Source organism: Arthrobacter sp. MMS24-T111 (assembly GCF_054888995.1).
This window is the reverse complement of the sequence record NZ_JBTZRO010000001.1, coordinates 1,887,696-1,903,167: the sequence shown is the minus strand read 5'-3', so window position 1 is coordinate 1,903,167 and position 15,472 is coordinate 1,887,696. Positions and strand designations below refer to the sequence as shown.

Genomic DNA, 15,472 nt, shown 5'->3' with positions numbered 1-15,472 from the left:
CCTACTTCAGCTTCACCGGATGATGACGACATCCAGCCGCCGGGGCCCGTGGACGCCTTCGACGCGTTCAAGCTCGATGTCCGAGGTTGCGCTCGGTCCGCTGATCATGGTGAGGGGCCTGTTTCCGTCCAGGCGGCGGAGGGCTTCGGGTAGGATCGCGGTGACGTCCCGGCTGCGCACCACGCAGACGTGGTGGTCCGGGATGAGCGAGATGGCGCGGCGGCCCTGGTCCGGACTGCCGTCCAGGATGATGGTCCCGGATTCCGCCACGGTCACCGCGCTGGCAGTCACGACAGCGTCTGTTGTGTCGAGCTCGGTGACGGACCTCGCTCCGTGGCCGCCGCCGTCGTACCTGATCCTGGTGGTGTCTGTCTCCCAGGCCAGCCAGGCCGGGTCCAGGCCGGCCGGTACCACGTAGGTGCCGGCCCCGGCGAGGAGGTCCCGGATGGTGGCGGGGACTGCGTCTTCGTCCACCACGGTGACTCCGGCCTTGCAGTCCTCCAGCCGGTCCACCAGGACGTCGATGCGCTGCTGCGCGTCGGCCTCCCCGTCCAGCCGGTACTTCCGGGGGATGTCCGGGACGGCGGGGGCGTCCTTGAGTGCGGTGCGGACGGCCGCAAGGATATGTTCCCGGGTGCTCATGGCGTCTTGTGCTCCTTGGCCCACCAGTCACGGAAGGACTGCGCAGGGGGCGCCGGGATGTCCCGGCTTTGGGTCCAGCCGGCGGCGAGGCCGGGCAGCTTCTTGATCTTCTTGCCCCGTCCGGCGGCGGCCCGGCCCAGGGGCAGGAGCTTTTCCACGGCGGCCAGGCGGCGTCCGTCGGAGAGCGCCCAGGAGGCGGCCTTGAGTCCCACGTCCATCTGGGACGGCAGGCCGCCGCGGTGGGCGTCCACATCCTTGCCGCGCAGGTGGACCAGGATGTCCGGGATGTTGATCTTCACCGGACAGGCGTCGTAGCAGGCGCCGCAGAGCGAGGACGCATACGGCAACGAGCCGTTCTCTTCCGCCTCGATGCCGGTCATCAGCGGCGACAGGATGGCGCCGATGGGGCCAGGGTACGTGGAGCCGTAGGCGTGGCCGCCTGCCCGCTCGTAGACCGGGCAGACGTTGATGCAGGCGCTGCAGCGGATGCAGTGGAGCGCCGAGCGTCCCATCTTGTCGGCAAGGGCGTTGGTGCGGCCGTTGTCGAGCAGGATCACATGGAAGTTCGACGGACCGTCACCCTCGGTCACGCCGGTCCACAGCGAGGTGTACGGGTTCATCCGCTCGCCGGTGGAGGAGCGCGGCAGGAGCTGGAGGAAGACTTCCAGGTCGGAGAACGTGGGGAGCAGCTTCTCGATGCCCATCACCGTGATCAGGGTTTCGGGGAGGGTCAGGCACATCCGGCCGTTGCCCTCCGACTCCACCACACCCAGCGTGCCGGAGTCGGCGATGCCGAAGTTGGCGCCGGAGACTGCCACCTTCGCGGTGAGGAACTTGGCCCGCAGGTGGGCGCGGGCGGCCATGGCCAGCCGGCGGGGTTCGTCCGTGAGGCCGGGATCGACGCCGGGCATTTCCTGGAGGAAGATGTCGCGGACCTCGGTGCGGTTCTTGTGGATCGCGGGGACCAGGATGTGGCTGGGCTTGTCGTGGCCCAGCTGGACGATGAGCTCGGCGAGGTCGGTCTCGAACGCCGAGATGCCGCGCTCTTCCAGGTACTCGTTCATGCCGATTTCCTGGGTGGCCATGGATTTGACCTTGACCACCTCATCCACGCCTTCGGCGGTGACCAGCCCGTGGATGATCGCGTTGGCCTCGTCGGCGTCGCGGGCCCAGTGGACCGTTCCGCCGCGGGCGGTGACGTTCGCTTCGAAGGCCTCCAGGAGTTCCGGCAGCCGGGCCATGACGGAGGTCTTCAAGGCACTGCCCGCCTCCCGCAGTTCTTCCCAGTCCGGCAGCTCACCGGTCACGGCCAGGCGCTTGGCGCGGATGGTGGACGTGGCGTGCTTCAGGTTCTTCCGCAGCTGGCTGTTGCCGAGCTCGCGGCGGGCAGCGGAAGGAAACTTCTCTTCGGCGAACAGGTTGCCGATGCCAGGGCGCAGGCCGGGCATGCCGATCGGGGTGCGGGACATTATTTGGCCACCACCTTGACGGTTTGTCCGGCGGGCCCGGGGACTGCGACCGGTTCTGTTTCGGTACTGGCAAGGATCTCCGCCAGGTGGAGGGTAGCCACACTTGAGTCCTGCCGGGAGAGGCCGCCGCCGATGTGCATGAGGCAGGAGTAGTCGCCGCCGGCGCACACAGACGCACCGGTGCTGCGGATGTTCGCTGTTTTGTCCGCCAGCATCGCGGATGAGACGTCTGCATTCTTCACGGCGAAAGTGCCGCCGAAGCCGCAGCACTGGTCCGCTTCCGGCAGGTCCACCAGTTCCAGGCCCTTGACGCCGCGCAGCAGCCCGGCCTGCCGGTCACCCAGCTTGAGCAGCCGCATGCCGTGGCAGGACGGGTGGTAGGTCACGGTGTGCGGGAAGTAGGAGCCCAGCTGCGCCGCCGGGTTGGTGACGCCCAGGACGTCCACCAGGAGTTCTGAGAGTTCGTAGGTCTTCTTTCCGACGGCGTCAGCCCGCTCTTCCAGCGCGGTGTCCCCCGCGTGCCGGGCCACCATGGGGTGCTGGTGCTTCACCGACGCGACGCAGGAACCGGACGGCGCCACGGCGACGTCGTAGTCTTCGGATTCGAAGGCCCGCACGTGGTTGGCCACCACGGGAAGGGCCTCCTTGAGGTAGCCGCTGTTGACGTGCATCTGCCCGCAGCATGCCTGCCCCGGGGAAACACCACCTCATGGCCCAGGCGTTCGAGGACCGCCACCGTGGCTTGGGCGGCGCGTGGATACATGGCGTCCACGATGCAGGTGGCGAAAAGTGCGATCTTCATGGGTTCAATTCCTGGCGGCGTTCACGGGCAGGTACGCGGGTTCGTAGCGGCGAAGGCTCGTTCCCGTCGCGATGATTTCGCGCAGTTGCGGCAGCCCGCCCACGGCTGCACCGGCCGCGCGGGCCTGTACGAGCACGTTGCCCAGGGCAGTGGCTTCCACGGGGCCGGCGATGACGGGACGTCCGGTGGCGTTGGCGGTGAGCTGGCAGAGCAGGGTGTTCTGCGAGCCTCCGCCCACCACATGGACCACATCCACGGCACGGCCGGCCAGGCGTTCGGCAGCCGTGACGGTCCGGGCGTAACCACTGGCGAGGCTGTCCATGATGCAGCGGGTGATCGCCGCGGGATCGTCGGGCAGGACCTCACCGGTGCGCCGGACCGCCGCCCGGATGCGCTCGGGCATGTTGTCGGGGGCGATGAAGTAGGGATCATCGGCGTTCACTTGCGGGCCACCGGCAGGAAGGGCCGCGGCTGCCGTGAGCAGGGCGGTCAGTTCCGGCCGGAAGCCCTCCAAGGCCCAGGTCCGCTGGCATTCGCTGAGCAGCCAGAGCCCGCCCATGTTGCGCAGGTACCGGATGGTGCCGTCCACCCCGCGTTCATTGGTGAAGTTGGCTTCCCGGCTGGCCTCGGTGAGGACCGGATGCTTCAGTTCCAGTCCCACCAGCGACCACGTGCCGGAGGAAATGTAGGCAAAGTTCTCTTCTTGCGCAGGGACAGCGGCGACGGCGGAGGCCGTGTCGTGCGAGCCGACGGCCACCACCTTCGTGTCCCGGGGAAGCCCTACCGCAGCGGCGGTCTCCGGCAGCAGCGTGCCGATGGTTTCACCGGGCTGGACCAGCGGCGGGAACAGGTCCTTCCGCAGGCCCAGGGGAGCGAAGAACTCGGTGGCCCACTCCCCTGCCACGGCGTCGAAGAGCCCGGTGGTGGAGGCATTCGTGGCTTCCGTCCGGCGGACGCCCGTGAGCAGGAAGGCGATCAGGTCCGGGATCAGCAGGGCCTGCAGCCCGTCGAGGTCCTGTTCCGCGGCCAATTGGTAGATGGTGTTGAACTGCAGGAACTGCAGCCCCGTGGTGGCGTAGAGGCGCGCGGGGTCCAGCTTGGCGTGGACCGGCGCCACGGCGGCCCGGCTGCGGTCGTCGCGGTAACTGAACGGTTGCGCCACCAGCCGGCCGGCCTTGGTCACCAGGCCGTAGTCCACGGCCCAGGTGTCAATGCCGATGCTGGCAATGGTTTCGCCCTGCGCCGAGGCCACAGTGGCTGCGGCCCGAAGGCCGGCAAGGACTTCGGCGAACAACGCGTCGAAGTCCCAGCGGAGGCCGCCGTCGATCTCCGCCACTCCGTTGGGGAAGCGGTGGACGGTCTCCAGCGACACCCCGGCACCGGCAGTCACGCGGCCCAGCATGACCCGGCCGGACGAGGCACCGATGTCCACGGCGGCGAAGACGCCGGCGCCGTCAATGCTTGGAACGTGCGTGCTCATCGGAGGAAGGCTGCGGCCACTCCGGCGTCCACGGGGATGTGCAGGCCGGTGGTGTGGGACAGTTCGTTGCTGGTGAGGACGGCGGCCGCGTTGGCCACGTGCTCAGGCAGGACTTCGCGCTTGAGCAGGGTGCGCTGGGCGTAGTACTCGCCCAGTTTCTCCTCGTCAACGCCATAGACCGCTGCGCGCTTGGCGCCCCAGCCGCCGGCGAAGATTCCGGAGCCGCGGACCACGCCGTCGGGGTTGATGCCGTTGACGCGGATGCCGTGCTCGCCCAGTTCGGCCGCGAGGAGCCGGACCTGGTGGGCCTGGTCTGCCTTGGTGGCGGAGTAGGCGATGTTGTTGGGGCCGGCGAAGACGGAGTTCTTGGAGGAGATGTAGATGATGTCCCCGCCCAGGCCCTGGGCGATCATCACCCTGGCCGCGGCCTTGGCCACCAGGAAGGAGCCCTTGGCCATGACGTTGTGCTGCAGGTCCCAGTCCTTTTCGGTGGTTTCCAGCAGCGGCTTGGAGATGGACAGTCCGGCGTTGTTGACCACCAGGTCCACGCCGCCGAAGGCCAGCACGGCGGCATCGATCGCCGCGGCGACCTGGGCTTCGTCGGTGACGTCGGCCTGGACGCCGACGGCGACGTCGGAACCGCCGAGTTCCTCGGCCACCTTCTGCGCGTTCTCGAGGTTGAGGTCGGCGATGACCACGCACGCGCCTTCCGCGGCGAGGCGGGTGGCGATGGCCTTGCCGATCCCGGATGCCGCGCCGGTGACCAGTGCGATGCGGGTGGCGTGCGACTTGGGCTTGGGCATCCGGGCCAGCTTGGCTTCCTCCAGCGCCCAGTATTCGATCCGGAACTTCTCGGATTCCTCGATCGGCGCGTAGGTGGAGATGGCCTCGGCGCCGCGCATGACGTTGATGGCGTTGATGTAGAACTCGCCGGCAACCCGGGCGGTCTGCTTGTTGGCACCGAAGGAGAACATGCCCACGCCGGGCACCAGCACGATGGCCGGGTCGGCGCCCCGCAGCGCCGGCGAATCGGCATCGGCGTGGCGGTCGTAGTAGGCCTGGTAGTCCTCCCGGTAGTCGGCGTGGAGTTCCTGAAGCCGGGCAATCGAATCCTCGATCGAGGCATCGGCCGGAAGGTCCAGGATCAGCGGCTTGACCTTGGTGCGCAGGAAGTGGTCCGGGCAGGAGGTGCCCAGGGCGCCCAGGCGCGGGTGCTCGGCCGCTTCGAGGAAGTCCAGGACGACGGCGTCGTCACTGAAGTGCCCCAGCTGCGGCTTGTCCGTGGAGGCCAGGCCGCGTATCACCGGTGCCAGGGCTGCGGCTTTGGCGCGGCGCTCGGCTTCCGGCAAGGCTGCATATCCGGGCAGCTTGGCGCCGAAGGGCTCGGCCGTGCCGTTCTCTGCGATGTACTTTTCGGCCTGTTCGATGATCCACAGGGAATTGGCTTCCGCTTCTTCGCTGGTTGCGCCCCAGGCGGTGATGCCGTGGCCGCCCAGGATGGTGCCGATGGCCTGCGGGTTGGCGTCCTTGATGGCCGCGATGTCCAGGCCCAGCTGGAATCCGGGGCGGCGCCAGGGAACCCAGACCACTTTGTTGCCGAAGATCTTGCTGGTCAGCGCTTCCCCGTCAACGGCGGTGGCGATGGCGATGCCGGAGTCCGGGTGCAGGTGGTCCACATGCGCGGCGTCCACCAGGCCATGCATCGCCGTGTCGATCGACGGCGCGGCGCCGCCCTTGCCGTGCAGGCAGTAATCGAAAGCCGCCACCATCTCGTCTTCACGCTCAACGCCCGGGTACACGTTCTTCAGGGCGGTCAACCGGTCCAGCCGGAGCACGGCCAGGTTTTGTGCCTTCAGCGTGCCCAGGTCCCCACCGGACCCCTTCACCCACAACAGCTGGACATCCTCACCCGTCACCGGGTCCTTCTCGATGCCCTTGGCGGAGGTGTTGCCGCCGGCAAAGTTGGTGTTCCGCTTGTCCGCACCCAGGCGGTTGGAACGGGAAATCAGGTCTTCGACAGTCTTGGCTGCGTTCTGCATGTTCATGCCCTTTATGCGCCCCATCCGGCTTGCTGGCCGCCTGCGCGGTCCTCGTTGATCTGTTTCTGGTAGCCGCTGGCCTTGTAGGCAGCGATCGGGTCCGCGGGCAGGCCGCGGGATTCACGCCATTCGGCCAGGATGGGCCGGACGTCGGTGTAGAACGCATCATTGAAGATGCCGTTCGCGGCCAGCACGTCCCCGGCGCGCTGTGCCTCGCCCAGGGCGGTGGTGTCCACCAGCAGGGCGCGGGCCGTCATCTCCTGGACGTTCAGGACCGAGCGGATCTGTCCCGGGATCTTCTCCTCCAGGTTGTGGCACTGGTCCAGCATGAGGGCGACGCCGGCCTCTTTCCCGAAACCGCCGCCGCGGATCACCTCGTGCATGATGCGGAAAAGCTGGAACGGATCGGCGGCGCCCACAATCAGGTCGTCGTCGGCGTAGAAGCGCGAGTTGAAGTCGAAGGACCCCAGCTTGCCCAGGCGGAGCAGCTGCATCACGATGAACTCGATGTTGGTGCCCGGGGCGTGGTGGCCGGTGTCCAGGCAGACGAACGCCTTCTCGCCAAGGGCCAGGGTCTGGGCGTAGGACGTGCCCCAGTCCGGAACGTCGGTGTGGTAGAACGCCGGTTCAAAGAACTTGTACTCCAGCACCAGCCGCTGTTCATCGCCCAAGGCGGCGTAGATCTCCTGCAGGGATTCGGCCAGCCGGTCCTGCCGGCCGCGGATATCGTCCTGGCCCGGGTAGTTGGTGCCGTCAGCCAACCAGATCTTCAGGTCGCGTGAGCCAGTGGCGTGCATGATCTGGATGCAGTCCAGGTGATGATCGATGGCGCGGCGGCGCACCGATCCGTTGGAGGAGGTCAGGGAACCGAACTTGTACTCGTCATCCTGGAAGGTATTGGAGTTGATGGTGCCCAGCCCCACCCCCAGGCCGGCGGCGTAATCCTTCAGGGCGGCGTAATCGTCCACCTTGTCCCACGGGATGTGCAGGGCCACGGTGGGGGCCAGCCCGGTCAGTTCGTGGACCTTGGCGGCATCGGCCAGCTTTTCCTGGACCGTGCGCGGCGTGCCGGGCGTACCGAACACCTTGAACCGCGTGCCTGAATTTCCATAAGCCCACGAGGGGACCTCGATGGCAAGCTCCTCGAGCCTGCCCAGCGCCGTTGCTACGTCGTTCATGATGTTCTTTCCGGTGTGTGGTTCGTGTGGTTGTGGTGCCCCGCTGCTGGAGCCCTGTTGCTGTCGGTGCGGGAGTTGTGCGCGCGGGCGGTCAGCCCGCGGATGCGCCGGCTGCCAACTGGCTGTCGAGGTTGAAGACTTCCTCCAGCACGCGGAACCCTTCATCGGGCGCCTGGCCGGAGTCTTCAAAAAGTGTCGCCATTTCTGCCTGCCACCTGGTGTTGACGTCCGTCAGGGCCATCCGGGCGCGGACGGCGTCGAAGTCGTCACATTCCACGTACCCCACCAGGAGCCCGTCCTCCCCCAGGAACAGCGAATAGTTGTGCCAGCCTGCTTCTTTGAGGGCGGTCAGCATCTCCGGCCATACCGCCGCGTGCCGGCGCCGGTATTCGTCGATGAGCGCCGGCTGGACCGAGGAACGGAAACAGACCCTCATTGGTTCTCCTGTTCAAACTCGCGATCTTTTGAATCGTTTCATTGTTACGATTCAAAGTACAGTTGAACCTGAGCAGGTGTCAAGCAATGGCAAAGAACTTTTGATCGCCCGCGCGGGACACCCGGCCGCGGACAGACCAGCACGGAGATTCGATGAACCGGACAGCAAGTATCAAGGACGTCGCCACCCACGCGAGCGTGGCCGTGGGAACGGTCTCGAACGTCCTGAATTACCCGGACCGGGTATCGGAGCGGACCAAGGAACGGGTCCTGCGGGCCATCGACGAGCTGGGCTTCGTCCGCAATGATGCCGCCCGCCAGCTCCGGGTTGGCCACAGCCGCACCATCGGCCTCATTGTCCTGGACGTGGGCAACCCCTTCTTCACCTCCGTGGTCCGCTCCGCGGAGGACGCGGCGGCCCTGCAGGGCAGTGCAGTGCTGCTCGGGGACAGCGGCCACGACGCCGGCCGCGAAGCGAATTACATCGACCTCTTCCAGGAGCAGCGCGTTCAGGGCCTGCTGATTTCCCCCGTAGGCGATGTCACGGACCGGTTGGACCTCCTCCGCGAGCGCGGCGTCCCCACCGTCCTGGTGGACCGCCTGGCGGACGAATCCAAGTTCAGCTCCGTGGCAGTGGATGACGACGCCGGCGGCTACCTCGCAGCCCGGCACCTGCTGGACACCGGCCGCCGCCAGCTGGCCTTCGTGGGTGGCCCCACCTCCATCCGCCAGGTGGCGGACCGCCTCGAGGGGGCCCGCCGGGCCGTCAAGGAGGAACCGGACGCCACCTTGGAGGTGCTGGACTCGGAGGGCCAGACGGTCCTTGCCGGCCGAAGCGTGGGCGACATGCTGGTGCAGCGGGGCCGCGCGGAGCTGCCGGACGGGATTTTCTGCGCCAACGACCTCCTGGCCCTGGGCGTCATGCAGTCCCTCACCATGACGCACACCTTCCGCATCCCGGAGGATGTGGCATTGATCGGTTACGACGACATCGATTTTGCGGTTTCCGCCGTGGTCCCCCTCTCCTCCATCCGCCAGCCCACGGAGCTGCTGGGGCGGACCGCCATCGAGCTGTTGTCCGAAGAAGTGGAATCCCAAAACCCCGTCCACCGGGCGGTAGTGTTCACGCCCGAGCTGGTGGTCCGGCAGAGCACGGCGGCGCCGGCAGCCGGCTGAGCCGCGGGTCCGCTACTTGTCCGGCTGCAGCAGCCATTTCATGGACTCTGACCGGGACGTGAAGAAGCGCGTGGGGCACGGCGGAATGTGCACGCCCAGGAAAAAGTTGGCGATAATCCGGTCCACCGGGCTGGCCCCGAGCAGGGCGATGCGGTTGGCCGCGCACGGGATGGAGAACACTCCGCGGGCCTCCCGGCTGACAGACTCCGTGGTGGCCATGTCCACCAGCATGGGGTAGCTGCCGTCGCCGGCGATGTCGTTGACCGCGGCCATGGCCGCCTGCGCATCATGGATTTCGATCCGAACCTTGGGTTCCCAAATGAGATGGAGAATGCCGTCCGGGCCCAGCTCCACGGTGCCCTTGCCGCCGTCGACCAATACGGGTTCCATGTCCCGCCTCCCTTCAGTGGGCAGATGTACGCCTCCTATCTTGCCCCAGTGCGGAAGCGGCCTAAACCTTCTCCACCACCAGGTTGCGGTACGCGGCGCGGAGTGGTGCCATCTGGCGGAATCCGATCCGGCCGCCGCCCAACACTTTGTCCGACGGATCGTGCCACCGAAAGAGCCCCAAACCGTTGATGGCGAACTCCACCTGTGGCCCTTCTTTCACTACTTCGAGCCGGTAGAAGCCGGCGGCGTCTTCCGTGGGCGGCAGCGGATCCGCACCCTGGGCCACCAGTTCGAAGCCGGCACTCTTGCGGAGGTTGCAGGTGCGGAAGGCGCGCTCGGACTGGTGTTTGTGCCGGAAGTAGGAGACGTGCAGTGCATCGATGTCCCCTGAGTGGTACTGCGGGTAGTACCCGGTCCGGGGCGCGAGCGCAGGGCTGAAGAGGTCCAGGCCGCCCTGTCCGGCGGCCGCGAAGAACAGCATGGCCAGGCCCGGTTCGGCGAGCGGCAGGAAGTCCCAGCTGATGCGGATGCCGTCCGGAAATTCCTCGGGGCACCAGAAGGTCCAGTGCGCATGGTCGCCGAATTCGCCGTCGTCCAGGGTGCCGGACAGCTCCAGGGCGCCGTTGTGGCTGCCGAGGCCCAGTGGCCCTTCCGCCACCCAGCCGGCGACATCGTCCGGTCCTGCCAGCGGGTTGCTGTAGAGGACGCCCGCTTCCAAGCTCGCGGCGCCCACCTAGCCCTGTCCCGACGTCGTACCCAATGCCGGTTCCAGCACTCCGTATCCCAGCCGGCCAAGCTGCCGGGCCACCTCCCCGGCCACCAGCATGGCACCCTGCTGCGAAAAGTGGGTGTTGTCCGCCAGGCCGCCTGGCCAGCGGGCGTGCTCACCCGGCGCGAAGTGGCAGAAGAGGTTCCGCGATCTGTCGCGCCCCAGCCGCAGGTACAGGTCCCGGGTCCAGGCGTTCAGGTCCACCACCGGCACCCCCAGTTCCAGGCCGAGTTCGCGGACCACCTCGGGGTAGTCCTCCAGGCTTGCCTCCAGGACAGCGTCCGACGCCGGACCGTCGCCCTGGTGCCGGGCGTCGAGGAAGTGCCGCCGCTCCACCGAGGTGCACAAGACCGGCGCGGCGCCGGCCCCGCGCACCTCGTCCACCATGGTGCGCAGGTTGGCCGCGTATCCGGTTCGGGCAGCGAGGTGCTGCTTCTTCTGGTCGTTGTGGCCGAACTGGATGAGCACCGCGTCGCCGGGCCCGGCCTCGGCCAGCAGGTCCGCCCAGAGTCCCTCGTCGCGGAAGGACTCCGTGCTTGCCCCGCCTTTGGCGAAGTTGTGCACCGAGCCCCACCGGTAGGTATGCGGCGGAAGCTGCGCTCCCCAACCGCTCATGGGGAACTCTTGGGTGGGGCAATCGGCGACCGTGGAGTCGCCGGCCAGCAGGATTTTCATGGTGTGCTTCCTCCAGTACGGGGTCAGCCCTTGACGGAGCCGATGAGCATGCCCTTGGCGAAGTGCTTTTGCAGGAACGGATAGAAGATCAGGATGGGCAGGGTGGCCACCACGATCACCGCAAACTTGATGCCCTGTTCCGGCGGGATGTAGTTGGGGTCCACGTTGCCGGTGCCCAGGAGGTCCGAGGCGGCGGTGACCTGCCGCAGGTACATTTGCAGCGTCCACTTGGAGTTGTCGCTCAGGTACAGCAGCGGGGACATGAAGTCGTTCCAGATCCCCACGGCGTAAAAGAGCGCGAACGTTGCGAGTACTGGCTTGGACAGCGGCAGCAGGATCCGCCAGAGGATCCCGATTTCGGTGGCGCCGTCCATCTTGGCCGACTCTTCCAGCTCCGCAGGGAGTTCCTGGAAGAAGTTCTTGATGATGATCAGGCTGAAGGGGTTGATGGCTGCCGGCAGGATCAGGGCCCAGTACGAGTTCAGCAGGCCCAGGTCCTTGACCAGCAGGAAAGTGGGGATCATGCCGCCGGAGAAGACCATGGCGAAGACCACCAGCGACAGGATGACGTTCCTGCCGCGCAGGCTCTTCTTGGCCAGCGGGTAGGCCATGGTCACGGTGAAGGCCAGCTGGACCAGGGTGCCCACGGCGGTGACCAGGATGGTGGTGACCAGGGCGCGGGTGAACGCGGGGGTGGCGAAGATGTACTCGTAGGAGCCCAGGGTGAACTGCTCAGGCCAGACGAAGAACGCCCGGCGGGTGATCTCCGCTTCGGTGGCGAAGGACCCGGCGAAGACGTAGACGAACGGCAGCAGGGTGATGATGCCGATCAGGGCGAGGAACACGTAGTTGACGGCGTCGAAAACCCGGCCGCCGCGGGTGTTGTGGATTTTCATGGCTAGAACAGTCCGCTCTGGTTGAATCGTTTGGCCAGCCAGTTGGTGCCGAAGATCAGCACGATGCCTACCAGGGATTTGAACAGGCCCACCGCCGTGGAGTAGCTGTAGGCGCCCTGGGTGATGCCCACGAAGTAGACGTAGGTGTCAAAGACGTCCGCCACCTCGCGGTTGAGGGCGTTGGTCATCAGGTAGATCTGTTCGAAGCCGGTATTGAGCATCTGCCCGATGGCCAGGATCAGCATCACGATGATGGTGGACCGGATCGCGGGAAGCGTGATGTGCCAGACCCGGCGGAACCGGCCGGCGCCGTCGATGATGGCGGCCTCGTACTGGTCCTGGTCCACCGTGGCCAGGGCGGCCAGGAAGATGATGGTGCCCCAGCCGGTGTTCTTCCAGATGTCCTGCAGCACGATCAGGGGCCGGAACCAGGCCGGATCCGACAGGAAATCGATGTTCGTGCCCATGACGTTGTTCAGGAACTGGAACAGCGGGCCGATGTCCAGGGCGAACAGCAGGAAGCTCAACGACGCCACGATGGTCCAGGACAGGAAGTGCGGGATGTACACGAGGGTCTGGACCGTGCGCTTGAGCACGGACAGGCGTACCTCATTGAGCAGCAAGGCCAGGACGATGGTCAGCGGGAACGCGATGCCCAGGTTCAGGAAAGCCAGGATCAGGGTGTTGCCCAACAGCCGCGGGAAGTCCGGGTTGGCAAAGAAATCCGTGAAGTTCTGCACTCCCACCCAGGGGCTGCCGTTCACCCCCAGAAACGGGACGTAATCCTTGAACGCGATGGATACGCCGTACATGGGGGCGTACCGGAACACCGCGAAGTACACCACGCCGGGCAGCAGCAGCAGGTACAGCCACTTGTAGTGCGCGAAATGGACGGAGAACCTGCCGTTCTTCCGTTCCCGCACGGGCGGCCGGTTGGCCGCCCGTGCCTCAGCCTCGACGACGGGGGCTGCCATTTACTTGTTGTCCTGCCAGAGCTTGTTGATCTCTTCCTTGACCTTGTCGCCGCCGCTGGTGTCCCACAGCTTGATGGCGTCCTTCAGCCCCTGCTGATCGATCTGGCCGGCCAGGTATTTGATCCGGGCGTCGGCCACGATGTTGTCCAGCTGGGCTCCCTTGGCCACGTAGGTGGCGGAAACGTAAGGCGCTGCCGGGTTGTAGACGGCGCTCTTGAGGTCTTCAGCCATGACGTCCGTGCGCTTGTCGAAGACCTGCTGTTCGTAGTCGGTGGCCTGCTTGACCGGGTAGAACTGGTTGCCGGCGACGTTCATGCCCAGCTGGGCGTAGCTCTTGATGTCCGTGGTGACGGCCTTGCTGGCGTCCGTTTCCGGCTTGACGGGAGCGGCCTTGCCGTCCACCACCGTGAAGTTGACGCCCTCAATGCCGTTGTTCAGGAGGATGCCGGCGTCCTTGCCGTTGAGGGTGTTCAGGAATTCCAGGACCTTGTCCAGTTCGGCTTCCGTCCGGACACTGGCTTTCGGGACGGCCAGGAAGCCGGAGTAGCCGTCGGTGGGATGGGCGTGCAGCTTGCCGTCGGGGCCTTCGAGGTTGCCCACGAAGCCCACCTTGTTCTGGAAGTTGTTGGGGTCTGCCTGCTTGAACAGGTTGATGAGGACGCTGACCCGGGAATCGACGTCCACGATGATGCCGCCCTTGCCGTTGAAGAACGGCTCATTCCATTTGGTGCTGTCGAACGTGGCGAAGTCGGGGTTGATGAGCTTCTCATCCACCATCTTCTTGATGAAGCGGTCTGCCTGGAGGAACTCGTCGGTCTCGAAGCTGGGTACCAGCTTTCCGTCCCGCTCGGTCCAGCGGTTGCCGGCCCCGAACCATTCCTCGATGACGTCGTAGGGGCTGTTGCTTCCCAGCGCGCCCCATTTGGGAATCGTGATGCCGTAGGTGTCGTTCTTGCCGTTGCCGTCCGGGTCCTGCTCGGTGAACGCCTTGGCCACCTTGTAGAGGTCCTCCACGGTCTTGGGCGGCTGCAGGCCCAGCTTGTCCAGCCAGTCCTGCCGGAACATGACCGCGGTCCGCATCGGGGCGCGGCCGCGGAAGATGCCGTAGACCTTGCCGTTGACGCTGGCGTTCTGCTGGATGTCCGGGTAGGTGGTCTTGAGGTTGGGGTACTTGTCCAGCTTGCCGGTGAGGTCCCAGAAGGCGCCGGCCTGGGCGTTCTTGACGAACCCGGGGCTCTTTCCCTGGATCACCATGACTTGGGGGATGTCCGATCCCGCCAGGGTGATGTTGGTCTTGTCCTCGTAGGAGGCGTTGGGAGCCCAGTTGATCTTTACCTGCTTGCCGGTGATCTCCTCCAACTTCTTTTGGACTGCGCCGTCCGCGCTGGGCGGCTGCGCCTCGAGGAAGGGCGCCATGATGGACACCGAGGTGAGGTCGGCGGCCGGAGCGTCACCTCCGCTGCAGGCCGTGAGGGACAGGGCCGCGGCGGTGACGACGGCGGCGGCCAGGGAAAGTTTCCTGCGGATCATATTTTTCCTATTCCACTTCATTGGGGTTCATTGGGCCTTGAGGCCAGTATTGATACGTTTCATTTAGAGGCCGGCCATGGCGGAGCCGCACCCGGGAGGAGCCCGGTCAGGCGGTGGAGGCTCCCTGCAGGGCGGCCCGGCCGTCCGGTTCCCCAGCCGGCACTTCGGCTACCGATTCGTCATTGGCGGTGAAGAAGCGGTCGCAGAGCCAGCCGGTCAGGAAGAGCCAGGCTCCGATACTGAAGAACGGAATCAGGCCCGGGAGCGCCGCGCTGGCGTACGCCGCGGCGGCGGTGACGAACAGCAGGATGACCGTTCCCGCAAGATGCCGCACGGCAAAGCGCGACGACGTCAACAGGTACTGCCCCAGCGGCAGTTCGTAGCGGGCATACATGGGAAACACGTAGCACGCTGCGCCGGCCAGGAAGATTGCGGCAACAAAGATGCCGGCCGCCATGAGCTGCGGGAAGAGCCCGCGCCCCGCCGAAAAGTAGTTCCAGTTCAGGGCAAGAGCCACGGAGACGGCCATGACCGGCAGCGCAAGAATGTTCGCTCGGCCAAAATTCCTGGCGTATCCGGCAGCAAATCCGCGCACCAGCGGAGCCGCCTCCCCTCGGGCCCGCTTGCGCACCAGGATGTGCGCCGCGGCCGTGGCCGGCCCGGCACCAAGGATGCCGCCGCCCATCAGGGTGAACGCGATCCACAGCAGGTTCAGGCCCGCAATCCATGCGAGCGTGTCAAAAAATGAATAGGCACGCGCACTGAAGGTCCCGGACAGCATGGCTGGGCTCCCTTCTGTTCTCCATCGTTGCAGAGGCGAAGCGGAAAGTGTCCCGCATCACGCTGGTAATCGGTTTCTCGAAAATCTAGACCCCAGCCCGCACCCCGGTCAAGTGAAATTTTGAATCGTTACATAGCTGGACTGGCAATGCCTTCATGCCGCACACTGAACGGTGGAAAGCGCTTGCTGGATGATGGCCCGCGCTACAGGCTGGTGCCCGGACGGGCAGGACGGAG

The 15,472-nt window shown here is 66.2% G+C and carries 14 protein-coding genes and 1 pseudogene; 1 reads left to right on the top strand and 14 read right to left on the bottom strand.

What is annotated here, in order from left to right:
• Nucleotides 1-12: 12 nt before the first annotated feature.
• The 7 genes and pseudogenes from ACX5I6_RS08855 to ACX5I6_RS08825 form a co-directional block, all read right to left on the bottom strand.
• The gene (locus tag ACX5I6_RS08855) at nt 13-642 is read right to left on the bottom strand and encodes a LutC/YkgG family protein (protein WP_461840208.1); all 630 of its coding nucleotides are present in this window, start codon (nt 640-642) and stop codon (nt 13-15) included.
• The gene (locus ACX5I6_RS08850) at nt 639-2,111 is read right to left on the bottom strand and encodes a LutB/LldF family L-lactate oxidation iron-sulfur protein (protein ID WP_461840207.1); all 1,473 of its coding nucleotides are present in this window, start codon (nt 2,109-2,111) and stop codon (nt 639-641) included. The genes ACX5I6_RS08855 and ACX5I6_RS08850 overlap by 4 nt, the downstream gene beginning before the upstream one ends.
• Nucleotides 2,111-2,913: pseudogene (locus ACX5I6_RS08845) on the bottom strand ((Fe-S)-binding protein). The gene ACX5I6_RS08850 and the pseudogene ACX5I6_RS08845 overlap by 1 nt, the downstream one beginning before the upstream one ends.
• Before the next feature lie 4 nt (nt 2,914-2,917).
• The gene (locus ACX5I6_RS08840) at nt 2,918-4,393 is read right to left on the bottom strand and encodes a rhamnulokinase (protein WP_461840206.1); all 1,476 of its coding nucleotides are present in this window, start codon (nt 4,391-4,393) and stop codon (nt 2,918-2,920) included.
• Nucleotides 4,390-6,432 carry a bifunctional aldolase/short-chain dehydrogenase gene (locus ACX5I6_RS08835; RefSeq protein WP_461840205.1) on the bottom strand — a complete coding sequence of 681 codons (2,043 nt, stop codon included), beginning with the start codon at nt 6,430-6,432 and terminating at the stop codon, nt 4,390-4,392. The genes ACX5I6_RS08840 and ACX5I6_RS08835 overlap by 4 nt, the downstream gene beginning before the upstream one ends.
• Nucleotides 6,433-6,443: 11 nt before the next feature.
• The gene (gene rhaI, locus ACX5I6_RS08830; RefSeq protein ID WP_285247021.1) at nt 6,444-7,610 is read right to left on the bottom strand and encodes an L-rhamnose isomerase; all 1,167 of its coding nucleotides are present in this window, start codon (nt 7,608-7,610) and stop codon (nt 6,444-6,446) included.
• A 91-nt stretch (nt 7,611-7,701) separates the two neighbouring features.
• Nucleotides 7,702-8,046: an L-rhamnose mutarotase gene (locus tag ACX5I6_RS08825; protein ID WP_285247020.1), complete on the bottom strand. Its 345-nt coding sequence runs from the start codon at nt 8,044-8,046 to the stop codon at nt 7,702-7,704.
• A 152-nt stretch (nt 8,047-8,198) separates the two neighbouring features.
• Here ACX5I6_RS08825 and ACX5I6_RS08820 point away from each other — a divergent pair, with 152 nt between their 5' ends.
• Nucleotides 8,199-9,221, top strand: coding sequence for a LacI family DNA-binding transcriptional regulator (locus ACX5I6_RS08820; RefSeq protein ID WP_285247019.1), 1,023 nt, complete (start codon nt 8,199-8,201; stop codon nt 9,219-9,221).
• A 12-nt stretch (nt 9,222-9,233) separates the two neighbouring features.
• Here the strand turns inward: ACX5I6_RS08820 and ACX5I6_RS08815 are convergent, their stop codons facing one another.
• From ACX5I6_RS08815 to ACX5I6_RS08785, 7 genes are all read right to left on the bottom strand, one after another.
• Nucleotides 9,234-9,611, bottom strand: a complete 378-nt coding sequence (locus ACX5I6_RS08815) for a DUF7793 family protein (RefSeq protein ID WP_285247018.1) — start codon at nt 9,609-9,611, stop codon at nt 9,234-9,236.
• A gap of 61 nt (nt 9,612-9,672) precedes the next feature.
• Complete coding sequence (locus ACX5I6_RS08810; RefSeq protein ID WP_461840204.1) at nt 9,673-10,344, bottom strand: DUF1961 family protein; 672 nt, start codon at nt 10,342-10,344, stop codon at nt 9,673-9,675.
• Nucleotides 10,345-11,055 (bottom strand): rhamnogalacturonan acetylesterase, encoded by a 711-nt coding sequence (locus ACX5I6_RS08805; RefSeq protein WP_461840203.1) that lies wholly within the window; start codon nt 11,053-11,055, stop codon nt 10,345-10,347. It lies immediately after the preceding gene.
• Nucleotides 11,056-11,078: 23 nt separating this feature from the next.
• Nucleotides 11,079-11,951, bottom strand: coding sequence for a carbohydrate ABC transporter permease (locus tag ACX5I6_RS08800; protein ID WP_285245144.1), 873 nt, complete (start codon nt 11,949-11,951; stop codon nt 11,079-11,081).
• A 2-nt stretch (nt 11,952-11,953) separates the two neighbouring features.
• Nucleotides 11,954-12,925 (bottom strand): ABC transporter permease, encoded by a 972-nt coding sequence (locus ACX5I6_RS08795; RefSeq protein WP_018761792.1) that lies wholly within the window; start codon nt 12,923-12,925, stop codon nt 11,954-11,956.
• Nucleotides 12,926-14,455 (bottom strand): extracellular solute-binding protein, encoded by a 1,530-nt coding sequence (locus ACX5I6_RS08790; protein ID WP_461840202.1) that lies wholly within the window; start codon nt 14,453-14,455, stop codon nt 12,926-12,928.
• 106 nt (nt 14,456-14,561) lie between these two features.
• On the bottom strand, nt 14,562-15,236 hold the full coding sequence (locus ACX5I6_RS08785) for a YesL family protein (RefSeq protein WP_461840201.1): 675 nt from the start codon (nt 15,234-15,236) through the stop codon (nt 14,562-14,564).
• Between the last annotated feature and the right edge of the window lie 236 nt (nt 15,237-15,472).

Excerpts from the sequence above, each read along its gene's own strand:
- ACX5I6_RS08825 (WP_285247020.1), bottom strand. The coding sequence starts at position 8,046 with ATGAGGGTCTGTTTCCGTTCCTCGGTCCAGCCGGCGCTCATCGACGAA.
- ACX5I6_RS08855 (WP_461840208.1), bottom strand. The coding sequence starts at position 642 with ATGAGCACCCGGGAACATATCCTTGCGGCCGTCCGCACCGCACTCAAG.
- ACX5I6_RS08820 (WP_285247019.1), top strand. The coding sequence starts at position 8,199 with ATGAACCGGACAGCAAGTATCAAGGACGTCGCCACCCACGCGAGCGTG.
- ACX5I6_RS08805 (WP_461840203.1), bottom strand. The coding sequence starts at position 11,055 with ATGAAAATCCTGCTGGCCGGCGACTCCACGGTCGCCGATTGCCCCACC.
- ACX5I6_RS08835 (WP_461840205.1), bottom strand. The coding sequence starts at position 6,432 with ATGCAGAACGCAGCCAAGACTGTCGAAGACCTGATTTCCCGTTCCAAC.
- rhaI (WP_285247021.1), bottom strand. The coding sequence starts at position 7,610 with ATGAACGACGTAGCAACGGCGCTGGGCAGGCTCGAGGAGCTTGCCATC.
- ACX5I6_RS08800 (WP_285245144.1), bottom strand. The coding sequence starts at position 11,951 with ATGAAAATCCACAACACCCGCGGCGGCCGGGTTTTCGACGCCGTCAAC.
- ACX5I6_RS08785 (WP_461840201.1), bottom strand. The coding sequence starts at position 15,236 with ATGCTGTCCGGGACCTTCAGTGCGCGTGCCTATTCATTTTTTGACACG.
- ACX5I6_RS08815 (WP_285247018.1), bottom strand. The coding sequence starts at position 9,611 with ATGGAACCCGTATTGGTCGACGGCGGCAAGGGCACCGTGGAGCTGGGC.
- ACX5I6_RS08795 (WP_018761792.1), bottom strand. The coding sequence starts at position 12,925 with ATGGCAGCCCCCGTCGTCGAGGCTGAGGCACGGGCGGCCAACCGGCCG.
- ACX5I6_RS08840 (WP_461840206.1), bottom strand. The coding sequence starts at position 4,393 with ATGAGCACGCACGTTCCAAGCATTGACGGCGCCGGCGTCTTCGCCGCC.
- ACX5I6_RS08790 (WP_461840202.1), bottom strand. The coding sequence starts at position 14,455 with ATGATCCGCAGGAAACTTTCCCTGGCCGCCGCCGTCGTCACCGCCGCG.
- ACX5I6_RS08850 (WP_461840207.1), bottom strand. The coding sequence starts at position 2,111 with ATGTCCCGCACCCCGATCGGCATGCCCGGCCTGCGCCCTGGCATCGGC.